Source organism: Burkholderia sp. 9120, assembly GCF_000745015.1.
In the GTDB taxonomy this organism is placed as follows: Bacteria; Pseudomonadota; Gammaproteobacteria; order Burkholderiales; family Burkholderiaceae; genus Paraburkholderia.
Genome location: NZ_JQNA01000002.1, coordinates 284602 through 304128 on the forward strand (window position 1 = coordinate 284602; position 19527 = coordinate 304128).

Below are 19527 nucleotides of genomic sequence, written 5' to 3' on the forward strand. Positions count from 1 at the left end.
CGCCGCTTTGTGCCGACTTGCCTCAGGTATGGCCTGCGGGCTGTGCCGCTGTCGTGGCGATCTGACCGAGCTCGCCGCACAGCCGCTCCGAAAGCGACTTGTCTCTCAGGATTTTTTCGAACTCGCGACGGAACGTGCCGTTGTCGAGAAGATTCGACCTCAGGTCACGCAGCAAATTGCGCATGGCAAGCAGCGCCTTCAGTTCGGGAATCTGACGCGCGACCAGCTCCGGCTCGAAATCCTTCATCGACTTGAAACCAAGCGATACCAGCAGCTCAGAGCCGTCGGCTGCCAACGTGTTCTCGACCGCGATCTTCAGTGCGGGATTCAGGTCGGAGAGAACCGAATCGAAGTTGTTTTTGTCGACGTTGATCTTTTTGCGCTCCGCGAGCGGCGTCTGCTCGTCGCTCGCGCTGAAGTCGCCAGCCACTAGCAGCTTCAGCGGCAACTCGACCTTTTTCTGCGCGCCGCCCGTGTGGAGGTCGAGCGTGATCTGTACGCGGCTCTTTGGGATTTCTCGCTGGAAGCTGTCCATGGGGGTTCCCTGGAAAAGATTGGATCACAGAGGAAGATCGCGACCGACATTTCGCGCAGCACGATCCTTATTTCACACAACGAGCAGACACACCTATCACGCTCGCAAAACACGTCGAGATAACCATGGCGACTATCAAATCAGCGCATTTTTCCGTCACCAATTAAACACTCCAGACGGCATTAGGTCAATCAAATAAACCCATCTCAATTCATATTTATTCTGAATAATTTAAATTAGGAAAAATACCCTTATTTCTCAAAATAGAGAAGTTTCCACAACTTAATTTGGAGATACCTCTTCGGCATACAAAGCAATACAGGCAAAGCTTTCAACCATAAACCGGCAACCACACCCCGCAAAGTCAGCAATACAAACTCTCAAATCTCACAGACAAAATCAGAATCTCTTGACGATTTTTTTCAATTTAATGTGCACATCAAATCGAACATGGAATTAAACTAATCACGTACGTCGACATGCCTAACGACATATACAATCCGTCATTAAAAACAGGCAAAATAGTAAAGAGCCTATTCATGCGAATCGACAAACCCTTGTGGCACGAGGGCCTGATACTCACCCAGCAGCACTTCCAGCAGCAGGAACGTTGGGTGGATTTCGCGCACCGCCAACTCGCATCGGCCGCAGTGTGCGAGCCGTGGGGAACGCTCGGCGTCGAAATCGACGAAGAGGCGCTCGCCACCGGCCGACTCAAGCTCGCGAGACTCAAGATTCGCTTTCCTGACGGTACGCCTGTCGATACAACATTAGCCGGTGTGTTACCTCCCGCTCGCGACCTGACGCGCGGTATACCGGACGATCTGCAGAGTATGGTCGTGTACGCTGCCGTACCGCTGCTCAACGCGACCGGCAGCAACTGCCGTTTTGATGGGACAACACTTGTGCGCCCGCGTCGTTCATACCGCGAGTTTGTCCGCGTCACGGATCTGAACGGCACAACAGAAGCGGAAATCGCTGTCGAACGCCATGCCGTGCGACTGCTCTTCGACTTTGAATCACATGCGGACGACACACTGTGTGCAATCGCAAGGCTCACACGCGGTGTCGACGGCCAGTTCCAGATGGACCCTCGTTACGTGCCGCCGTGCCTGACGTTGGCGGCCCACCCACTGCACCTGGAGCGAATCAAGCGGCTTGCGGACATCCTGCTCGCGAAGAGCGAGGCACTTGGCGCGCGCAAACGCGAGCGTGTGGAACAGGTGGTTGAATATGGCATCGCCGACGTCTCCCTGTTCTGGCTCCTGCACAGTATTCACAGCTACTGGCCGCAGCTAAGATTGCTTGCCACGCATTCGAACCAGCCACCTGTCCGGCTCTATGACCTGCTCGCGCAGTTGGCAAGCGTGCTGACTACGTTTTCGACCGGCGCGCGGCTTACCGACGTCCCGGTGTACGACCATGCGCATCAGAATGAAATCTTCGCGACGCTGGAAGCGCTGATCCGCGATCTCCTCGACGCGATCATTCCATCGCGCGTAGTCCCGATCGCGCTAACGCGCAAGAACGCCACGACATGGTCCGGCCAGTTCCTGGACGAGCGGGTGGTGGCCGGCGCTGACTACTACCTGTCGGTGAATGCGTCGCTGCCGCCGTTCGATCTTATCGACCAGGTGCTGCGGCTATGCAAGCTCGGCGCGCCCAACGACGTCGAAGAGATTGTCAACGCCGCGCTCGCGGGCATTCCTGTTAAAGCCGTCCAGCGCGTGCCGGCAGCCATTCCAGTACGACTGGACAATCTTTACTTCGCACTTGACGCTAACAACCCCGCTTTTACGAGGATGCTGGCTGCGCGCGCATGCCAGATTTACCTGCCAGGCTCGGTGCCAGACGCGTCGATCGAGCTCTACGCGGTGCTTCATTCATGAGCTATTTTGTTGACGTTTCGCGCGATGTCGCTCTGCTGGAAAACCAGTCTGCGGCGCATCACGGTTCGCGCGCCAGTATCCGAGGTTTGCTGCGCGACACCGCGCTGCAGGTAAGCACACTCAATCAGGGCGGAATAGCCCAATCCGTGCCGATCCTGCGCAAGCGCTGCCTGGAATTGGTGGCGGTGTTCGCGGCAACCCTCGAGCAACGCGGCATTGCCGCAGACGTGCGGGAGGACGCGCTGTACGCCCAGTGCGGTTTGCTTGATGAGACGATCCTCAGATATTTACCATTGGACCAAAAACATCAATGGAATGCTCAACCGTTGCAAGTCGAACGGTTCGGCAAACACAACGCAGGTGACTACGTTTTCGAGCGACTCACTGAGCGTATGCGCGAAACACCACCGAACATCGATCTGCTCGAGTGCTACTCGGCGGTTCTTGGGCTCGGATTCACGGGCCGCTATGCGCGTGAGGGTGAAGAAAAGCGTGCTGCACTAATCGTCGCACTCGAAACGCAGATCGCGAAACTTCGCCCCGCAGTGCATCACAGATTGATCGCAGATCACGGCAGTGTCAGTCTGACCGACTGGCTCCGCTATGTGTCGCCGTGGGCGATCGCGAGCACGGCTTGTGTGATTTCCGTGCTCGTCTACTTTGTCTGGAGTCACGCGCTCGACGTTCAACTTGCCCATTTGCTCGCCCCACTGCCGGCTGTCAGATCGTGATGGCCCCGATTGTGTCTCCAAGCGTGCTGAAGCGCGTCCCTCTCGCAGGCTTTGGTTATCCTTTGCGCCTGATGATCATCTTCGCGGCCATGTTGGCGATTGCCGACATCGTTGTGCTGCCACCGGGCAGACGCGTGCTGACGTATTCGCTCTCGGCAATTCTGGTGCTGCTTGCGTTGGTGGCGATCGTCGCGCGTACATGGCAACTCGACAGGATTCGCGCGCAGAGCCGGAGCGTGATCGCCGCATTGGGCTCGACTACGACCGATCTCCCGCTTGAGTTAAGACTCGGCCTCCCGTCTGGCTTTTCGCTCGATCCAGGCACACGCATGCCGCTCGTAATGGTGTTGGGCGATGGGCTCGCTGACCTGTTCAATCGCGAAGGCCACGAAGAGCGTCTGGCGTATATCGGCGAGGGAGCCATCTGGCTACGGGTGGACCGGTTGCAGGATCTGCCGTCGCTAGTGGTCGCCGTCCAACAATGGCGCAACGGCCTCGCACCCGACGGCGTCGTGTTGTCCATCGCACCCGCGCTCCACGCCACAGAAGACACGTTGAAGCAGCAACTAAGCCTCGCGCGTCAGGCTGTCTCCGACGCGTCGCGCGCGCTTGGCGCAACACTGCCTGGCTATATTGCGATGTATCAGCGCCTGACGGCGACCGACGCTAGCCTCGGCGCAGCGTCGTGGTACGGCGTATCGTCGGCCACGCGACTTCAAACCACGTGGCACTTCGAAACTCCGCGCTTCGAAACTCCGCACTTCGAAACCGTGATCCGCGCGGCGGAAATTGAAGCCCAAATCGAAGCCTCAATCGAAGTCCAACAGGCATACGACAAGGCACGCGGCAATCCTATCCCCGCGGCATGCGCGGCGAAGCTAGCCTCGCTAATCGACTGGACTCATCGCGTGGTAATCAGCGCACTCGCCGACCGGCGACACCCTGCCACACCATTGTCGCTCTACGGCGTGGGCTGGATTGACTGCGGACCGGCAAGCCACCCCGGCACGCCGTGGATGCGCGACGTGGCGGTTCGAACCCACATTCAGCCTGCCCCGCTGCCTGCGTCGAGTTCACCGTGGCCTCTACCTCAGCCGTTGCTCGAAGCGCTACCCAAACGTCCGCGGACGTCACCCCGCCAGACAGCACTGCTGCAAGCAGTCGCGCTGCTCGCCGTCGCGATTGCGCTCGCGATGTGGGGCGCGGCGCACCACAACCAGCAGATATTGACCCGCGTCGGCACCGAACTGGGCCGGTTTGCCGCGATCGCGTCCACTCACGACGATGCACGCCGCGATGCGCTGCAAACGCTCATTGCGGAACGCGACCGGTTCGACCGATACGCGCGCACAGGCGTACCACTGAGTTTGTCATTCGGCATGTATCGGGGAGCAGCGCTTACACCCGTGCTCGACAATGCAATCGCGTCCTATCAGGCGCCGCCTCCACTACCATCGGTCATCACGCTCGACAGCATGTCGTTGTTCGACAGTGGCACGTCGGTGCTCAAAGCGGGTTCCACACGCTCAATCGTTGCTGCGCTCGACCTGATCAAAGCGCATCCCGACAAGCGGATTCTTGTCGCAGGCCACACCGACAACGTCGGCAACCCGGACAGCAATCAGAGGTTGTCGGTCGCACGCGCAAGCGCCGTGCGCGACTGGCTGATCGATGCCTCGGGTCTTTCGGCCACGCGCTTCGCGATTCAGGGCTATGGCGAAACCCGGCCACTCACGAACAACGACACCGACGCGGGGCGCGCACGAAATCGCCGCGTGGAAATCACTCTGGTGCCCGACATATCGATTGCGACAGGTACTTGAACGCACAGGCACTTGAACGCATAACGCTCATCGTTTTTAGCGCCCGAAGCAAACTGCTTCTGGATGTTTTATCGCCCGAAGCATGCTGCTTCAGGATTGGAAGGCTTGGACCGATCGGGCAGTGTTCACACACAGTCATAGAAAAGGAGTCACGCAATGGCAATTCCCGCATACATGTGGATCAAGGACGATGGTGGCGCCGACATCAAAGGTTCGGTGACCGTGCAGGGACGCGAGGGTAGTGTCGAAATCGTGGCCTTCGACCACGGTGTGAGCATCCCGACCGATTCGAATACCGGCAAGCTGACCGGCACGCGCGTGCACAAACCTATCACCTTGACGAAGGAAACCGACGCGTCAACGCCGTACTTCTATAAAGCTGTGACGAGCGGTCAGACGCTGAAGTCGATCGAAATCAAATGGTATCGAATCGACGACGCGGGCAAGGAAAAGGAGTATTTCAACACCCGACTCGACAACGTGAAGGTGGTCGCAGTGAGTCCGAAGATGCTCGACATCAAGAATCCGGCGTACGAGAAACACAACCATCTCGAAGACGTCGAACTGCGCTACGAAACGATCACCTGGTCGTACAAGGACGGAAACATCATCCATAAGGACACCTGGAACGAACGCTCGTGACGCCCCGATCGTCAGACGGGTTATCGGTTCGATCAACCGCAATCCAACCGCCACAACCCGATCACCCGTCCGCTTCGCACGCCGATCTTTTCATTCACGCTTCAGTTCAGCAAACGCCTGAGTACGCACGCCATGCCAACCGGTCCATCCCTATACGACATGCTGCTTGGACACATCGGCGGCGAACCGCTCAGCGCGCACAGTGCCCCGACGCTGGAAGTCATGAGCGTCATGCGTAATGTCGAGCGGATTCTGAATACACGAGCCGGATCGCTCAAGCACGTGCCGAGTTTCGGGCTGCCCGATCTGACGAATATCTATAAGGCGCTGCCGGCTTCCGCGCATCTTCTCAAGCAACAGATGGAAGCCACGCTGCTCGCTTACGAACCGAGAATCGGCTCGATCGACATAGAAATCGACGATAACAATCTCGACGAGGACGCTGATCCGGGCATCACGGTGCGTTACGTGATGACCTGTCATCTGAGGAAGACCGGGCTCGTGCGCTTCGGCACGTACTTCGAACCAACGGGACGCCTGCGCCTCAAGCGCAAACCACGGCAACGCGACGAACACGGAAGACCACGATGAAGCACCATCAAGCCATCAAGCAGCATTCCAGCCGACGCCCGCAGCGCTTAGCCATCAGCAGGGAAACGCCGCCTGCAGTGAACGAAGGATCGCAAGGCCGACCGGAAAATCATCCGAAATACTGGGATGGTTGGTGAAGAACTCGTCGAGCAGCGGATAGACGTTCTGGTTGCCGATGGCAAGGTCGGTCGGCGGACAAAAGAGCGGCGCGCGTTTCTTCGCGACCAGATCGCCGTTCGCCCAACCCAGCGCGTTGATCGTGCCGGTAATGTAGGCCGCGTAGACCGAGTTGTTATCCGTGTGAGCCCATTTCCGGTACTGGGCGGCCGTCATCTCGGCGTTCGCGTTGAGAGTGAAACACGCTGTCAGCAGTGCCAGCGCCAATGTTGATACCCGCATCGTTGAACCTTCAGGCTGTGTCGCAAAAACGGCCATTGTAGGCGAGCCGGGTCATCCCGCGCAGATGCCCGACCCAAAGAGGATTTCGCAAGCATTACATTGGGTTTTTGTAAGCGGCGCAAAGTACCACGCCGCTACGACGAAACGTACCGGGACCTGCGCTCAGGTTCCGAAAGAGAGGAAGAGACAGAAAGAAAGCCGTCCGCGGCGTACAACGCATTGCGAGCCTTACGGCGTGCCGTTACGGCAATACTTGCGGTAGCCGTCACGCGTGGCGAGGCGCGCCAGATAGGCCGTGACCGCGGGAAAATCGTCATGCGGCAGCGGCGTCTCCAGCCAGCGGTTGATCGACAGCGCAATCGGAATGTCGGCGAGCGAAAACGAAGTCCCCGCGATAAACCCATCCGTTCGCGCCAGTTGCTGGTCCACGAGTCCCATCTGCCGCGCCCAGTTCGCGCGCGACAGTTCGATCTGCCTCGGGTCCTGATGGAGCGGCGACTGCCTGACGAGCGCCAGAAACGCGTAGCTCCACGCGCGGTTCAGTTCGCTCGCCTGCCAGTCGATCCATTGATCGCATCGTGCGCGGGCGCAGGGATCGGTTGGGTAGAGCGACTCGCCGTGATAACGGCCGGCAAGGTAACGGATGATCGAATTCGATTCCCACAGCACGAACTCACCGTCTCTGATCACGGGGACCATTGCATTGGGGTTCAGCGCGAGAAATTCCGGCGCATCGGTGGCGCGAAAGCCGGCGCCCCAGTCTTCCTGCTCGAACGCCAAACCGAGTTCGGCGCAAGTCCACAGCACCTTGCGGACATTAATCGATGAGGTCTTGCCGAGTATTTTTAGCATAGTTCAAAGCGTAGCGGCGAAGTGCCATCAACAACATGGACAGTTCGCCAGCGCCCCGCCAGGCCAGCGAAAAAACTCACCCCAACTCAAAACAACTCAACGCCAGACACACACCATTTTGATCGCCCCAACCCACCCAAAACCCAAAAACCATGCGATTATTTGATCAAATCTCACAATGCAAAACAACCCAGCTTCCGACCCGGCAGCGCGACGCGCCGCCTTCATCAACCGACTGGAGTCCATCTTGCCAAGCGACCTACGCGACGATCTGCGCGAATTTCTGGAGCATCACCGAATCCATGAAGTGGAATGCGTGATACCGGACATGACGGGCGTCGCGCGCGGCAAGATCGTGCCGAAGAACCTGTTCCTCGCGCAGGGCAAGATGCACATGTCGAACGCGCTGCTAATGATCACCGTCAACGGCGAGTTCGCGGATTTCGAGCGCTTTGTGGGGCCGAGCGATCCCGACATGGTGTGTATTCCCGATCCGAACACGGTGCGGCTCGTGCCGTGGGCGATCGAACAGGTCGCGGTGGTGATTCACGATTGCGTCGGACTCGACGGCCAGCCGATCGGCATCTCGCCCCGCGCGGTCTTGCGGCGCGTGCTGAAGCTGTACGAGGAGCGCGGCTGGCGGCCGGTGGTGGCGCCGGAGATGGAGTTCTACCTGATCGCGCAGAACAAGAATCCGCACGAACCGCTGCGCCCGCCGCTCGGCCGCGCGGGTCGCCACGAGGCGGGCCGCCAGTCTTTTTCGATCGATGCGGTCAACGAATTCGATCCGTTCTTCCAGGATCTGTCGCGTTTCTGCGAGATGACGCAGCTCGGCGTCGAGACGCTCGTGCACGAAGTCGGCGCCGGGCAGATGGAGATCAACTTCTCGCACGGCGACGCGCTCGATCTCGCCGACCGCGTGTTCCTGTTCAAACGCGCGGTGCGCGAAACCGCGTACCGGCACGGCATTTTCGCCACCTTCATGGCCAAGCCGATGGAGCAGGAACCGGGCAGCGCGATGCATATCCATCAGAGCATCGTCGACCGTGAAAGCGGGCGGAATATCTTTTCGCAGCCGGACGGCTCGGCGAGTCCGCTGTTCTTCAACTACATCGGCGGCTTGCAGAAGTACATGCCGCAAGCCATGCCGATGTTCGCGCCATACGTGAATTCATACCGGCGCCTGTCGCGCTTCACCGCCGCGCCGATCAACGTGCGCTGGGGCTACGACAACCGCACCTGCGGCATCCGCGTGCCGAACTCCGACGCCGACGGCAGGCGACTCGAGAACCGCGTGCCGGGCGTCGACGTGAACCCGTATCTGGCCATGGCCGCCACCCTCGCCTGCGGCTATCTCGGCATGGTGGAGCAGCAGGAAGCCTCGGCGCCGATGGTCGAAAGCGCGTACGACCTCGAATACGAATTGCCGCGCGGCCTGGAAGACGCGCTCAAGGCGCTGATGAAATGCACCGAACTCGCCGATGTATTGGGCGAGAGTTTCGTGCATGCCTATTGTTCGGTGAAGGAAAAGGAATTCGAGACCTTCTCGCAAGGCATCACCGCGTGGGAACGCGAGCATCTGCAACTGCTCGTCTAAATGTCTGACTTCTGAACGCGGACCACGCATGAACCCCTCATTAAAGAGTCCACCCTTGAATACCCGTCATGGCATCAACTGGACACGGGCGCAGGCACTTGTCCAGCGCGAGCGTCGCGCGTTCGTCGAGGCCATGCCGACCTCGCGCGCGCTGTCCGAACGCGCGGCGCGCCATCTGCTGTTCGGCGTGCCGCTGCACTGGATGAACGACTGGTCCACGCCCTTCTCGCTGTACGTGGATGAAGCGCGTGGCGCATCGTTTACGGACGTGGACGGCCATCGTTACGCCGACTTCTGCCTCGGCGACACCGGCGCGATGTTCGGCCATTCGCCGCCGCCCGTGGCGCGCGCGCTGGCTGCCCAGGCCGCGCGCGGACTGACCACGATGCTGCCGGGCGAAGACGCCGCGTGGGTCGGCGAAGAACTCGCGCGACGCTTCGGGCTGCCCTACTGGCAGTTCGCAATGACCGCGAGCGACGCCAACCGCTTCACGCTGCGCTGGGCGCGCGCGGCGACCGGACGCAAGCAGATCGTCATTTTCAACGGCTGCTATCACGGTACGGTGGACGACGTGTTCGTCGACCTCGTCGACGGCAAACCGGCGCAGCGCGACAGTCTGATCGGCCAGGTGCACGATCTGGTCGAAGCGACCCGCGTGATCGAATTCAACGATCTCGCCGCGCTGGAACACGCGCTGAAAGACGGCGACGTAGCCTGCGTGCTCGCCGAACCGGCGATGACCAACATCGGCATGGTGCTGCCCGAGCCGGACTACTGGCGGCAGGCGCAGGCGCTGATGCGGCGCTACGGCACGCTGCTCGCAATCGACGAGACGCACACCATCAGTTGCGGACCGGGCGGATATACGAAAGCGCATGGGCTCGCACCCGATCTGTTCGTGCTCGGCAAGCCGGTGGGCGGCGGTTTTCCGTGCGCGGTGTACGGCTTTAGCGCGGAGCTTGCCGAACGCGCGCAGCGCGCCAAGCGCGACGCGCCGCCGGGCCATTCGGGCATCGGCACCACGCTCACCGCGAACATGCTGGCCATGAGCGCGATCCGCGCCACGCTCGCCGAGGTGATGACCGACGCCGCCTACGCGCATATGTTCGCGCTCGCCGAGCGCATCGAGAGCGGACTTCGGGATGCGATCGCGCGGCACGGGCTCGCGTGGTGCGTGACGCGGGTGGGCGCGCGCAGCGAATTCCAGTTCATGCCGCAGCCGCCGCGCAACGGCACCGAAGCCGGACGGCAACTCGACCCCGAACTCGAGCAGATCGTGCACCTTTACCTGCTCAATCGCGGCGTGCTGATCACGCCGTTTCACAACATGATCCTGGTGTGTCCGGACACGTCGTTGCAAGACGTGGACCGGTTGATCGGCGCGTTCGACGATTGCCTTGGCGAATTGGTGTGAGACGGGCTGCATATGCCCTCGTGCGAAGTCGCGCAGCCTCGGGCAACGAGGCTCGCGCACCAGGCGCAAGAAACACGAGACGAACGAGAAGCAACAGAAACGCACAAACCGCACAACGGCCCGCCACGCTAGACCGCCGCCCTATTCCCGCACCCTTTCCACGGCGCGCGCAAGACGCTCTATGAAAACTTCGCTTCACCAGACGCTGCAGGACCAGACCTACGACGCGCTGCGGCAATGGCTAACCATCGGCCGCTTCGTGCCGGGCGAGCGCATCAAGATCCGTCACGTGGCGGCTGAACTCGGCGTCGGCGAAATGCCGGTGCGTGCCGCGCTGCAGCGGCTCGCGGCCGAATCAGCACTCGTCAACGTACCCAATTGCGGCGTCACGGTGCCGCGTCTGTCCAAGGCGCAATTCGACGACGTGCTGCGTGTGCGTCTGATTCTCGAAGGTCAGGCCGCTGAACTGGGCGTGCCGCATCTCACGTCGCACGACCTGTCGACGCTGGCGCAACTGAACGCGCACATGGTCGACGCGTTACGCACCGCGAACCCCAAAAGCTATCTCGACGCCAACGAAGCATTCCACCTGATCCTGTACCGCGCGGCCGGCTCGCCGCTGCTGCTTGAGTTGATCGAGACGGTGTGGCTGCAGGTCGGTCCGATTTCGAATCTGTTGTTTGGCGACGCGCACTTTGCCGACACGCTCAACGACGCCCACGACGAACTCCTGAGCGCCGCGACCGCGCGCGACGCCACCGGTGTACGCCGGGCAATCGAACGCGATTTAAGCCACGCCGCGATCTGTTTGCGCGAACAGTGCGATTAGCGGCGAGTCCACTGATTCAAAGCATCAGGTCTTCAAGCCTTCAAACCTTCAGCGTCGCCTGTTCGAGAATCATGTCGTACAACGCCTGCGCCGCCGGCGACAACTGCGCGGTTTTACGCGCGACGAGAACCAGCGTGCGCGACACCACCGGATGCGTGAGCTCGACGGTCCGAACCGTCGGATATGCGCCCTTCTGCAACGCCAGCGCCGGCACCACGGCGGCGCCCACCCCTTGCGCGACCAGCCCCACCGCGGTCGAACTACGCTGCACTTCGTAAAACGAGCGCAACGCCAGTTCACTCGTCTCCAGCGCGACGTCCAGCAACGCGCGGTTGCCGCTCACCTCGCCGGCAAAGATCAGCGGATACGACTGCAACTGCTGCCACGCGAGGCGCCGCCGCTTCGCGAGCGGATGATCCTGGTGGCAAATCAGCACGTAACGGTCTTCGGTCAACGGCACGCTCGCCAGATCCGGATGATGATCGCGCGCGATATTGATGCCGAACTCGACTTCCCGGCGCAGCACCGCCGCCTCCACCGCCGACGACGCGTGATCGAGAATCTTGATGCGGTTATGCGGATAGCGCGCGGAATACGCCTGCAGAATGCGCGGCAAATACTGCACGCCGACGGTCGGCACGCAGGCGATCGATACATCGCCACGACACGCCACGCCGGTTTCGCGGATTTCAGCCAGCGCGTCGGCGAGTTCACCGAGAAGCCGCCGCGCTTGCGGCAGAAAACTGCGGCCGATTTCCGTCAGCGCCATGGAGCGCGTGGTCCGTTCGATCAGCGTGACGCCGAGATACGTTTCGAGCTTACGCAGACGCTGCGTAATGGCCGTTTGCGTGACGTGCAGCGAATCGGCCGCGCTTTGAAAGCTGCCGCGATCGGCAATCGCGACGAAGGCCTGAACACCGAGCGTGTCGATTTTCATTAGAAAAATGAAGGAATCGGGAAGATAAATTCATTTTACTCTGCGTGCGACGCCGCCGAGAATAGCCGTATCGGATCGGTTCAAGATACCCCACACGGGACCGGCGACGACCGGACTCCGCTATCGCCCACCGACGACCACCCACAAACACCCACGAACACAAAAGGAGCGTCACATGACATCGACGACGGATTGGTATGCGAAACAGTACGTGCTGTTCGAAAACGAGCGCACGCGTCCGGTCAAGGATCTGCTGGCGGCGGTGCCGGCCACGGACGTCCGGGTTGCGATCGACATCGGCTGCGGGCCCGGCAATTCCACCGAAGCGCTGGCCGCGCGTCTGCCGGGCGCGGCGGTCAGCGGTCTGGACAGTTCCGCCGACATGGTCGCGGCGGCGCGCAAACGCCTGCCGCAGTTCCAGTTCGACGTGGTCGACATTTCGACGTGGGACGCGCCGGGACCGTACGATCTGATTCTCGCCAATGCCGTGCTGCAATGGGTGCCCGACCACGAGCGGCTGTTCCCGTCGCTGGTGACGAAACTCGCGGCGGGCGGCAGCCTCGCGGTGCAGATGCCGGACAATCTCGACGAACCGGCGCACCGCCTGCTGCGCGAAATCGCGCTCGATGGCCCGTGGGCGCCAAAGCTGGCGGGGGTCGAACGCACCATGCGGCATGGCGCGGCCTGGTATTACTCGCTGCTCAAGCCGTTGTGCGCGCGGGTCGACGTGTGGCGTACCGTCTACCATCATCCACTGACGGGCGGCGCGGATGCGGTGGTCGAGTGGTTCAAGGGCAGCGCGCTGCGGCCGTTTCTGGCCCAACTCGACGAGGCCGAAGAGCCGGCTTTCCTGCAGCGCTATCGGGACGAGATGGCGCGGGCGTATCCGGCGTTGGACGACGGCACGGTGTTGCTGCCGTTTCCGCGGCTTTTTGTCGTCGCTACGCGCTAGATTTGCGGGGTCGCGCGGTTCGTCGGGGCGGCGAAACCGCGCGCTGGCGGTCGGTTTCGTGCGGTTGGGCGCGCACGGCATGACGCGCTGATGGGAAAGGTGCGCCAAGGTACGTCAGACTTTGCCGCTCGCGAATTCTGCGTGATATTGTTCAGTGAAAGCGGAGGACGGTGGTCGCCGTTCTCACTGACATGCCCATTACCGCAGCGAGCGTCGCCATGAGTGATGTACGCCACCATCTGAGTCCACGTGACCGTCTTGAGCTGTTGTGCTGGCTCACATGCGGGAGTCTTGGCGCTTATTACCTGAATGAGGATTGGCCCGACGCGGCGTTTCATGTGCAAGCCGCGCATAAGTGGCTCGACCGGCGCTCGCGGGAGGCGGATTGGTTGAGTATCGCCAAGTTGTCCGCTACCGCTGTTGAGATTGCCAGGCGGCATGCCGGGTTTGTCGAGGCGGATTGGGCTCGGGATGCGGTTGAGGAAATTCTCGATACGGTTGAGTTGGATCCCCAAGCCAGGCTTGTGCGGCAGGTTTTTGGGGATTGTCAGAGTGCGCTGGCTGATCGGCGGGTGGCTGATTAGGGGGTTGCCTGGTCGGCGACGTCGGTTGGTTGGTTTCGCCGGGTGTTGGCCTTTCCTTGATGTCGCAGTGGTCTATTAGTGTTGCCCCTGTGCGGGGCGGCACTCACTTTCTTTGCCGCCGCAAAGAAAGTAAGCAAAGAAAGCGGGCCCACACCGCCAGCCCATAAGCGGCTCCCCCGCGCAGCCCATGGTAGTGGCTCATCTGGAATCTGAGTTCTCGCACCTTCCGCCCTCGTGACAAGGCCGTCATTCTTCCGGCGGCGCTGCGCGCGCCCCACGGTCGTTCTTCAATTCCGGGGCTTTTTGGGTTTCTCGCTCTGCGGTGGCTGGGTCGCGCTAATCCTCGCGCCGGGTGGGCAAGCTGGCAGCTAAAATATCGGGCACCGCGCCGTCGCGCGTCACGTACCCGGTCGATCACCTTGAAACGCAAAATGCCCGCGCTGAACGCGCTTAAAGCCTTCGAAGTCGCCGGCCGTACGGGCAGCTTTACCCGCGCCGCGGAATTGCTCAACGTCACCCAAAGCGCGGTCAGCCGGCAAGTCCGGCAGCTGGAGACGCAACTCGGTGAGACGTTACTGCAACGTCATCATCATCATCTGGAACTCTCCGCCGCCGGACGGATCCTCCTGCAGGCGCTGCAACACTCGTTCGATCGCATCGAACTCACGGTGCGCAGTCTGCAAGATAAAACCCACCGTAACCGGCTGCGCATCAACGCACCACCCACCTTCACGAGCCGCTGGCTCATGCCGCGTCTGGGCCGCCTGCGTGACGCCTATCCGCATCTCGAACTCAGCCTGTCAACCCGCGTCGACGATAACCTCGCAGAGTCCGGCGTGCTCGACTGCGCAATCCGCTTCGGCAACGGCGAATGGGAAGGTTTCGACAATCGTCTGCTCATGAACGAACGGCACATCGCTGTCTGCGCACCGGGTCTGCTCGCGCGCCAGGCAGGCCGCGCGGCGCTCGACCTGAATCAGTTCACGCTGCTGCATGTGCTCGCCAGCGCCGATCAGCGGTATCTCACTTGGCAGCATTGGTTGAAGGCGGCGGGCATCGACAATGTCGACACCAGCGGTGGCTATGAATTCGATCTGCTCGACCACGCCATTCGCGCAGCGATCGACGGGCTCGGCGTCACAATCGCCGATCGTCACATGATTGGTCGCGAACTCGCGGAAGGCCTGCTCGTGCCCGTGCTGAACGTCCATGTGGACGGCCACCAGTCGTACTGGTTCGTCACGCGCGAGGGACAAGACGATCTGCCCCACGTGGCGCTGTTTCGCGACTGGCTGCAACAGGAAATCTGGCTGAGCGGCATGGCGCTCGATTCGTCGGAGTCGGCGCCGCTGGGCGACCCGCTGTGATCCGTACGATAGCGATAGTGCCGCGCGAGCGGACATAGAAAAACCGCGCCGATACTTTCGCATCGGCGCGGTTGTTTATTGCGTTGAAGAACTCAACTCAAACCATCTGCGATCAAGCTGCCGCAGCCAACTCCGCTGCCTTCGGTTGATGCGCGGCTTCGCTCGCCGCGTCTTCGAGAATCATCCCGGCGCCCTTTTCCGCCACCATCATGGTCGGCGCATTGATATTGCCGGACGTGATGTTCGGAAAAATCGACGCATCCACCACCCGCAAGCCGGCCGTGCCATGCACGCGCAAACGCGCATCGACCACCGAGGTGCGCGGATCGTCGCCCATCGCGCACGAACCACACAGGTGATAGATCGAACCCGACTGCTCGCGGAAATACTGCAAGAAGCCTTCGCGGCTATTCACCTGCGGCCCCGGCGAGATTTCCTCGACCGTGATCGCCTTCAGTGCCGGTGCCGACATCACCTCGCGCACCAGCTCGCAACCCTGAATCACCTCGTCGATGTCCTTCTCCGTGGTGAGTGCGTTGATGCGAATCTTTGCGGCATCTTCGGCGCGGTTCGACGCGATCTCAATCGAACCACGGCTGGTCGGACGGCACGGATTGAAGGCCAGCAGGAAACCCGAATACGGTTCCGGTTCGAGACTCGCCTTGTTGCTCTTCGGAATGCGATACGACAGCGGATTGAAATAGAGCTGCAGATTCGGCTGCGTCTGGTGCTCGTTGCCTTTGAAGAAACCGCCCGACTGGTTCACGCTCATCGCCAGCGGCCCCTTGCGCGTCAGCAGATACTGCAAGCCGAGTTTCAGCTTGCCGAGCAGCGGCCGCATTTCGTCGTTCAGCGTCTTGATATTCGCGCGGTAGTAGAAGCTCACGCACAGATGGTCCTGCAGGTTCCGACCCACGGCAGGCAGTTCCTTGACCATCGCGATGCGATGCTGCGCGAGCAACGCGCTGTCGCCCACGCCGGACAATTGCAGCAGCTTCGGCGAATCGACCGCGCCCGCCGACAGAATCACTTCACGGTTCGCCGTGAATTGCCGCGCCGCGCCGTTTTGCGTGACGCTCACGCCGATCGCGCGCTGATTGCCGTCGAATAGCACGCGGCTCACGAGTACCTCGCGCTCGACCGTCAGGTTCTTGCGCGTCAGCACCGGATGCAGATACTCGAAGCTGCTCGACGAACGCTGACCGTTACGCGTATTCACGTCGTAGATGCCCGCGCCTTCGAAGTTCGCGCCGTTGAAGTCGTCGCTGCGCTGATAACCGGCCTGGTCGCAACCTTTGAGGAACACGTGACAAATCGGGTGCACGTCGTCTTTCATCGGCGAAATACGGATCGGGCCGTCCGCGCCGTGATATTCCGTGTTGCCGAGCGGATGCGATTCGAGCTTGCGGAAAACCGGCAGCACGTCGCGAAACGCCCAGCCCGGGTTGCCCGCCGCAGCCCAATCGTCGAAATCATGCGGCTGGCCGCGCACGTAGATCATTGCGTTGATCGAGCCCGAGCCGCCCTGCACCTTGCCGCGCGGACAATAGATCGGCCGGTTGTCGAGTTCCTGTTCGGGCTCGCTGTAGTACATCCAGTTGTAGGTTTCGTTGTAATACGTCTTCGTGAAACCCACCGGAATCTTGAACCAGAACGAGCTGTCCTTGCCGCCCGCTTCCAGCAGCAGCACCGAATATTGGCCCGACGCCGACAGGCGATTGGCGAGAATGCAGCCCGCCGAACCCGCGCCGACGATGATGTAATCGTAGTTCATGCTCTATGTCGCCAGACGGCGCCCAATCCATTGAATACTGATGCCACGGTCAACCGGGGCCGATCCACTTCAACCCTTGGCCGGCGCGAGGTCTTTCACGTCGACGGGTTGTGCGGCCATTTGCAGATGCAGACGCTCGCCGGTGTACGGCGTGTGCTGCCGGACGACGTCCATGTTCAATTCGACGCCCAAGCCCGGTTCCTGCGACGGAATGATGTAGCCGTCTTCCCATTGAATCGGCTTCTTCAACACCGCTGCATGGAAACCGTCCCATGTGCCGATGCTTTCCTGAATCAGGAAGTTCGGCGTGCAGGTTGCAAGCTGAATACTGGCCGCCGCGCCGATCGGTCCGTTGTACAGATGCGGTGCGATCTGCGCGTAGTACACCTCGGCCAGCGTCGCGACTTTCTTCGCTTCGAGCAGGCCGCCCACGCGCGCCACGTTCAGTTGCAAAATCGACGCGGCGCCCGCTTCGAGCAGCTTGAAGAACTCGTACTTGGTGGTCAGGCGTTCGCCAGCCGCAATCGGAATGCTGGTGTGCCGCGCGACTTGCGCCATCGCGCCTTCCTGGCCCGGCGGCACCGGTTCTTCGAACCACAACGGATCGTATTTTTCGAGGCGCCTGGCAAGACGAATCGCCGACGACGGCACCATCTGACCATGCGTGCCGAACAGCAGATCGGCCTTGCTGCCCACGGCTTCCCGCACGCGCCGGCAGAACGTTTCGCAACGGTCCAGCACTTCCATCGACAATTGATGGCCCGAATACGCGGTGTACGGACCCGCCGGATCGAACTTGACCGCGGTGAAGCCGCGCTTCACGTTCTCGAGCGCGCATTCGGCCGCGAGATCGGGATCGTCGTAGTCGTACTCGCCGCGGCTGTTCTTCGGATACAGATACGTGTACGAGCGCAAACGCTGATTCACCATGCCGCCCAGCAGCTCGTATACCGGCTTGTTGGCCGCCTTGCCGATAATGTCCCAGCACGCCATTTCGAGGCCGCTGACTACGCCCATCATCGTCAGATCGGGGCGTTGCGTGAACCCGCTCGAATACGCTTCGCGCCAGAGCCGCTCGATATGATGCGGGTCCTTATCGAGCAGATAACGGCCGAACACATCGTCGATGATGGCGGTCATCGCCTTCGGATGAAACGTCGCCGAATAGATTTCGCCGACGCCTTCAATACCGCAATCGGTCTTGAGCTTGACGAAGATCCAGTACATGCCGCCCACATGCGGCGGCGGGACGGCGACGATATGCGTTTCGAGCGAGACAACTTTCATTTACGCACCCTCTTTTCTGTTAAGCATGTTTCTCAGCGCGAGCCCGGCAAACCCACCGAGCGCCGCCATGGCGGCCACATAGCCGAAATACAGTTGATAGCCGAAGACGCCCGGGAAGGTCTGCGTCAGATAGCCGTTGATCAGCGGCAGGAACACGTCCGGCGAATAACCGAGTACGGAGATCAGGCCGATCGCGAGGCCCATCGTGGTGACCGGAATATTGCAGCGGTCCAGCAGCGACCAGTACAGGCCGCGAATCGCGTACGTCAGAATGCCGATGAACAGCACGAGGAACACCAGCAGCACATGGCTCGAAATACGCGGCGCGGCCATCAGACCAAGCAGCGACAGCGCGGCGAGAAACAGCGCGATCACCAGCACCGACACCTTGGAATAACGGTCGCCGAGAAAGCCGCCGCCAATGCCGCCGATCGGCCGCATCCACAGCTTGAGCGTGGTGATCGTGCCGGCCATCACGACGGTCAGGCCGATCTCGCCTTCGTGCAGATAAGCGGAAAAACTGTAGGTGGCCCAGAACACCTGATAGCCGCAGAACACGATGGCCGCGACCAGCCACAGCTCGGGAATCTTCGCGAGCGTTTTCAGATCGACCAGCACGTTGCTGCGTTGACGCGATGCGCGATTGGCCGCGGCATCTTCCGCGCCTTGCGGATCTTTGACCAACGCCAGAATCACGCCGAGCGCGATACACAGAATCGCGTACATATAAACGACCAGCTTGAAACCGGCCGCGACCGTTTCACCTTTGGTCTGCGTCACCCACGCGAACAGCGAGATCGCGATGGTCGCGAGCATCGCTTCGATCAGGCCGCGGCCACCGTCGAGCAAACCGAAGAAACGGCCCTGCTCCTGCGCGCCGGCAATCATCGTCACGCGTTTGATGACGGCGGCCCAGAACGTCAAACCGGTCGACAAACCCCAGCCGCCGAAGATCAGCATCAGCATCGGGAACGACGGCGCGGTCGAATACCACAAGCCCAGTACGCCGGTGGCGATCAGCGAAAAGCAGATCAGCAGACGCGGTGCAATACGGTCGGCCAGCCAGCCGCTCGGCAGATAGCTCACCAGAAAAATCGTGCCCAGCGACGAATACAGATAACCCAGTTGGCTATCGGTGATGTGGAACACTTCGAGCATCGTCGGCTGATACACCTGCCGCAGATAGAGAATCGGATAGATCGCGCCGGCGGCGATCACCAGCAGCATGAGCTGGATATAGCGCTGGGTTTTATTCTTTTGCAGTGCGGCTTCGGCGTCGCTTAAAGCGAGCGAGGCGGCGTGACGAACGGGTTGCGATGACACG

At 61.0% G+C, this 19527-nt stretch carries 18 protein-coding genes; 11 read left to right on the plus strand and 7 right to left on the minus strand.

Features of this window, described 5'->3' with window-relative positions:
* Positions 1 to 22: 22 nt before the first annotated feature.
* The gene (gene tssB / locus FA94_RS09575; RefSeq protein WP_035550081.1) at positions 23 to 535 is read right to left on the minus strand and encodes a type VI secretion system contractile sheath small subunit; all 513 of its coding nucleotides are present in this window, start codon (positions 533 to 535) and stop codon (positions 23 to 25) included.
* Positions 536 to 1074: 539 nt separating this feature from the next.
* Between tssB and tssK the strand changes: the two genes are divergently transcribed.
* From tssK to tssE, 5 genes are all read left to right on the plus strand, one after another.
* The gene (tssK, locus tag FA94_RS09580) at positions 1075 to 2424 is read left to right on the plus strand and encodes a type VI secretion system baseplate subunit TssK (RefSeq protein WP_035550084.1); all 1350 of its coding nucleotides are present in this window, start codon (positions 1075 to 1077) and stop codon (positions 2422 to 2424) included.
* Complete coding sequence (locus FA94_RS09585) at positions 2421 to 3155, plus strand: DotU family type IV/VI secretion system protein (protein WP_035550087.1); 735 nt, start codon at positions 2421 to 2423, stop codon at positions 3153 to 3155. The genes tssK and FA94_RS09585 overlap by 4 nt, the downstream gene beginning before the upstream one ends.
* Positions 3155 to 4978 carry an OmpA family protein gene (locus FA94_RS09590; protein ID WP_035550090.1) on the plus strand — a complete coding sequence of 608 codons (1824 nt, stop codon included), beginning with the start codon at positions 3155 to 3157 and terminating at the stop codon, positions 4976 to 4978. The genes FA94_RS09585 and FA94_RS09590 overlap by 1 nt, the downstream gene beginning before the upstream one ends.
* Before the next feature lie 156 nt (positions 4979 to 5134).
* A complete protein-coding gene (locus tag FA94_RS09595; protein WP_035550093.1) occupies positions 5135 to 5620 on the plus strand; it encodes an Hcp family type VI secretion system effector in 486 nt (161 codons plus the stop codon).
* A gap of 132 nt (positions 5621 to 5752) precedes the next feature.
* The gene (gene tssE, locus FA94_RS09600) at positions 5753 to 6211 is read left to right on the plus strand and encodes a type VI secretion system baseplate subunit TssE (RefSeq protein WP_035550096.1); all 459 of its coding nucleotides are present in this window, start codon (positions 5753 to 5755) and stop codon (positions 6209 to 6211) included.
* A 54-nt stretch (positions 6212 to 6265) separates the two neighbouring features.
* Here tssE and FA94_RS09605 read toward each other — a convergent pair whose 3' ends face one another.
* A complete protein-coding gene (locus FA94_RS09605) occupies positions 6266 to 6646 on the minus strand; it encodes a hypothetical protein (protein WP_231584915.1) in 381 nt (126 codons plus the stop codon).
* A gap of 192 nt (positions 6647 to 6838) precedes the next feature.
* Entirely contained in the window at positions 6839 to 7462 is a 624-nt protein-coding gene (locus FA94_RS09610) for a glutathione S-transferase family protein (RefSeq protein ID WP_035550102.1), read from the minus strand.
* Positions 7463 to 7709: 247 nt separating this feature from the next.
* Here FA94_RS09610 and FA94_RS09615 point away from each other — a divergent pair, with 247 nt between their 5' ends.
* The 3 genes from FA94_RS09615 (at position 7710) to FA94_RS09625 (ending at position 11302) form a co-directional block, all read left to right on the plus strand.
* Positions 7710 to 9059 (plus strand): glutamine synthetase family protein, encoded by a 1350-nt coding sequence (locus FA94_RS09615; protein ID WP_051980514.1) that lies wholly within the window; start codon positions 7710 to 7712, stop codon positions 9057 to 9059.
* 55 nt (positions 9060 to 9114) lie between these two features.
* Positions 9115 to 10473: an aspartate aminotransferase family protein gene (locus FA94_RS09620; protein WP_035550105.1), complete on the plus strand. Its 1359-nt coding sequence runs from the start codon at positions 9115 to 9117 to the stop codon at positions 10471 to 10473.
* 181 nt (positions 10474 to 10654) lie between these two features.
* Complete coding sequence (locus FA94_RS09625; protein WP_035550107.1) at positions 10655 to 11302, plus strand: GntR family transcriptional regulator; 648 nt, start codon at positions 10655 to 10657, stop codon at positions 11300 to 11302.
* A gap of 40 nt (positions 11303 to 11342) precedes the next feature.
* On the opposite strand, the gene FA94_RS09630 is transcribed toward FA94_RS09625, so the two are convergent.
* Positions 11343 to 12239, minus strand: coding sequence for a LysR family transcriptional regulator (locus FA94_RS09630; RefSeq protein WP_035550109.1), 897 nt, complete (start codon positions 12237 to 12239; stop codon positions 11343 to 11345).
* Positions 12240 to 12414: 175 nt separating this feature from the next.
* Here FA94_RS09630 and tam point away from each other — a divergent pair, with 175 nt between their 5' ends.
* The 3 genes from tam to FA94_RS09645 all read left to right on the plus strand — a co-directional run bounded on the left by tam (position 12415) and on the right by FA94_RS09645 (position 15142).
* A complete protein-coding gene (gene tam / locus FA94_RS09635; RefSeq protein ID WP_035550112.1) occupies positions 12415 to 13191 on the plus strand; it encodes a trans-aconitate 2-methyltransferase in 777 nt (258 codons plus the stop codon).
* 218 nt (positions 13192 to 13409) lie between these two features.
* The gene (locus tag FA94_RS09640; RefSeq protein WP_035561788.1) at positions 13410 to 13775 is read left to right on the plus strand and encodes a hypothetical protein; all 366 of its coding nucleotides are present in this window, start codon (positions 13410 to 13412) and stop codon (positions 13773 to 13775) included.
* Between the two features lie 431 nt (positions 13776 to 14206).
* Entirely contained in the window at positions 14207 to 15142 is a 936-nt protein-coding gene (locus FA94_RS09645) for a LysR substrate-binding domain-containing protein (RefSeq protein ID WP_035550115.1), read from the plus strand.
* 112 nt (positions 15143 to 15254) lie between these two features.
* Here FA94_RS09645 and FA94_RS09650 read toward each other — a convergent pair whose 3' ends face one another.
* The 3 genes from FA94_RS09650 to FA94_RS09660 all read right to left on the minus strand — a co-directional run bounded on the left by FA94_RS09650 (position 15255) and on the right by FA94_RS09660 (position 19526).
* The gene (locus FA94_RS09650; RefSeq protein WP_035550118.1) at positions 15255 to 16916 is read right to left on the minus strand and encodes a GMC family oxidoreductase; all 1662 of its coding nucleotides are present in this window, start codon (positions 16914 to 16916) and stop codon (positions 15255 to 15257) included.
* A gap of 69 nt (positions 16917 to 16985) precedes the next feature.
* Positions 16986 to 18203 (minus strand): mandelate racemase/muconate lactonizing enzyme family protein, encoded by a 1218-nt coding sequence (locus tag FA94_RS09655; RefSeq protein WP_035550120.1) that lies wholly within the window; start codon positions 18201 to 18203, stop codon positions 16986 to 16988.
* Entirely contained in the window at positions 18204 to 19526 is a 1323-nt protein-coding gene (locus FA94_RS09660) for an MFS transporter (protein WP_035550123.1), read from the minus strand.
* Position 19527 lies beyond the last annotated feature (1 nt).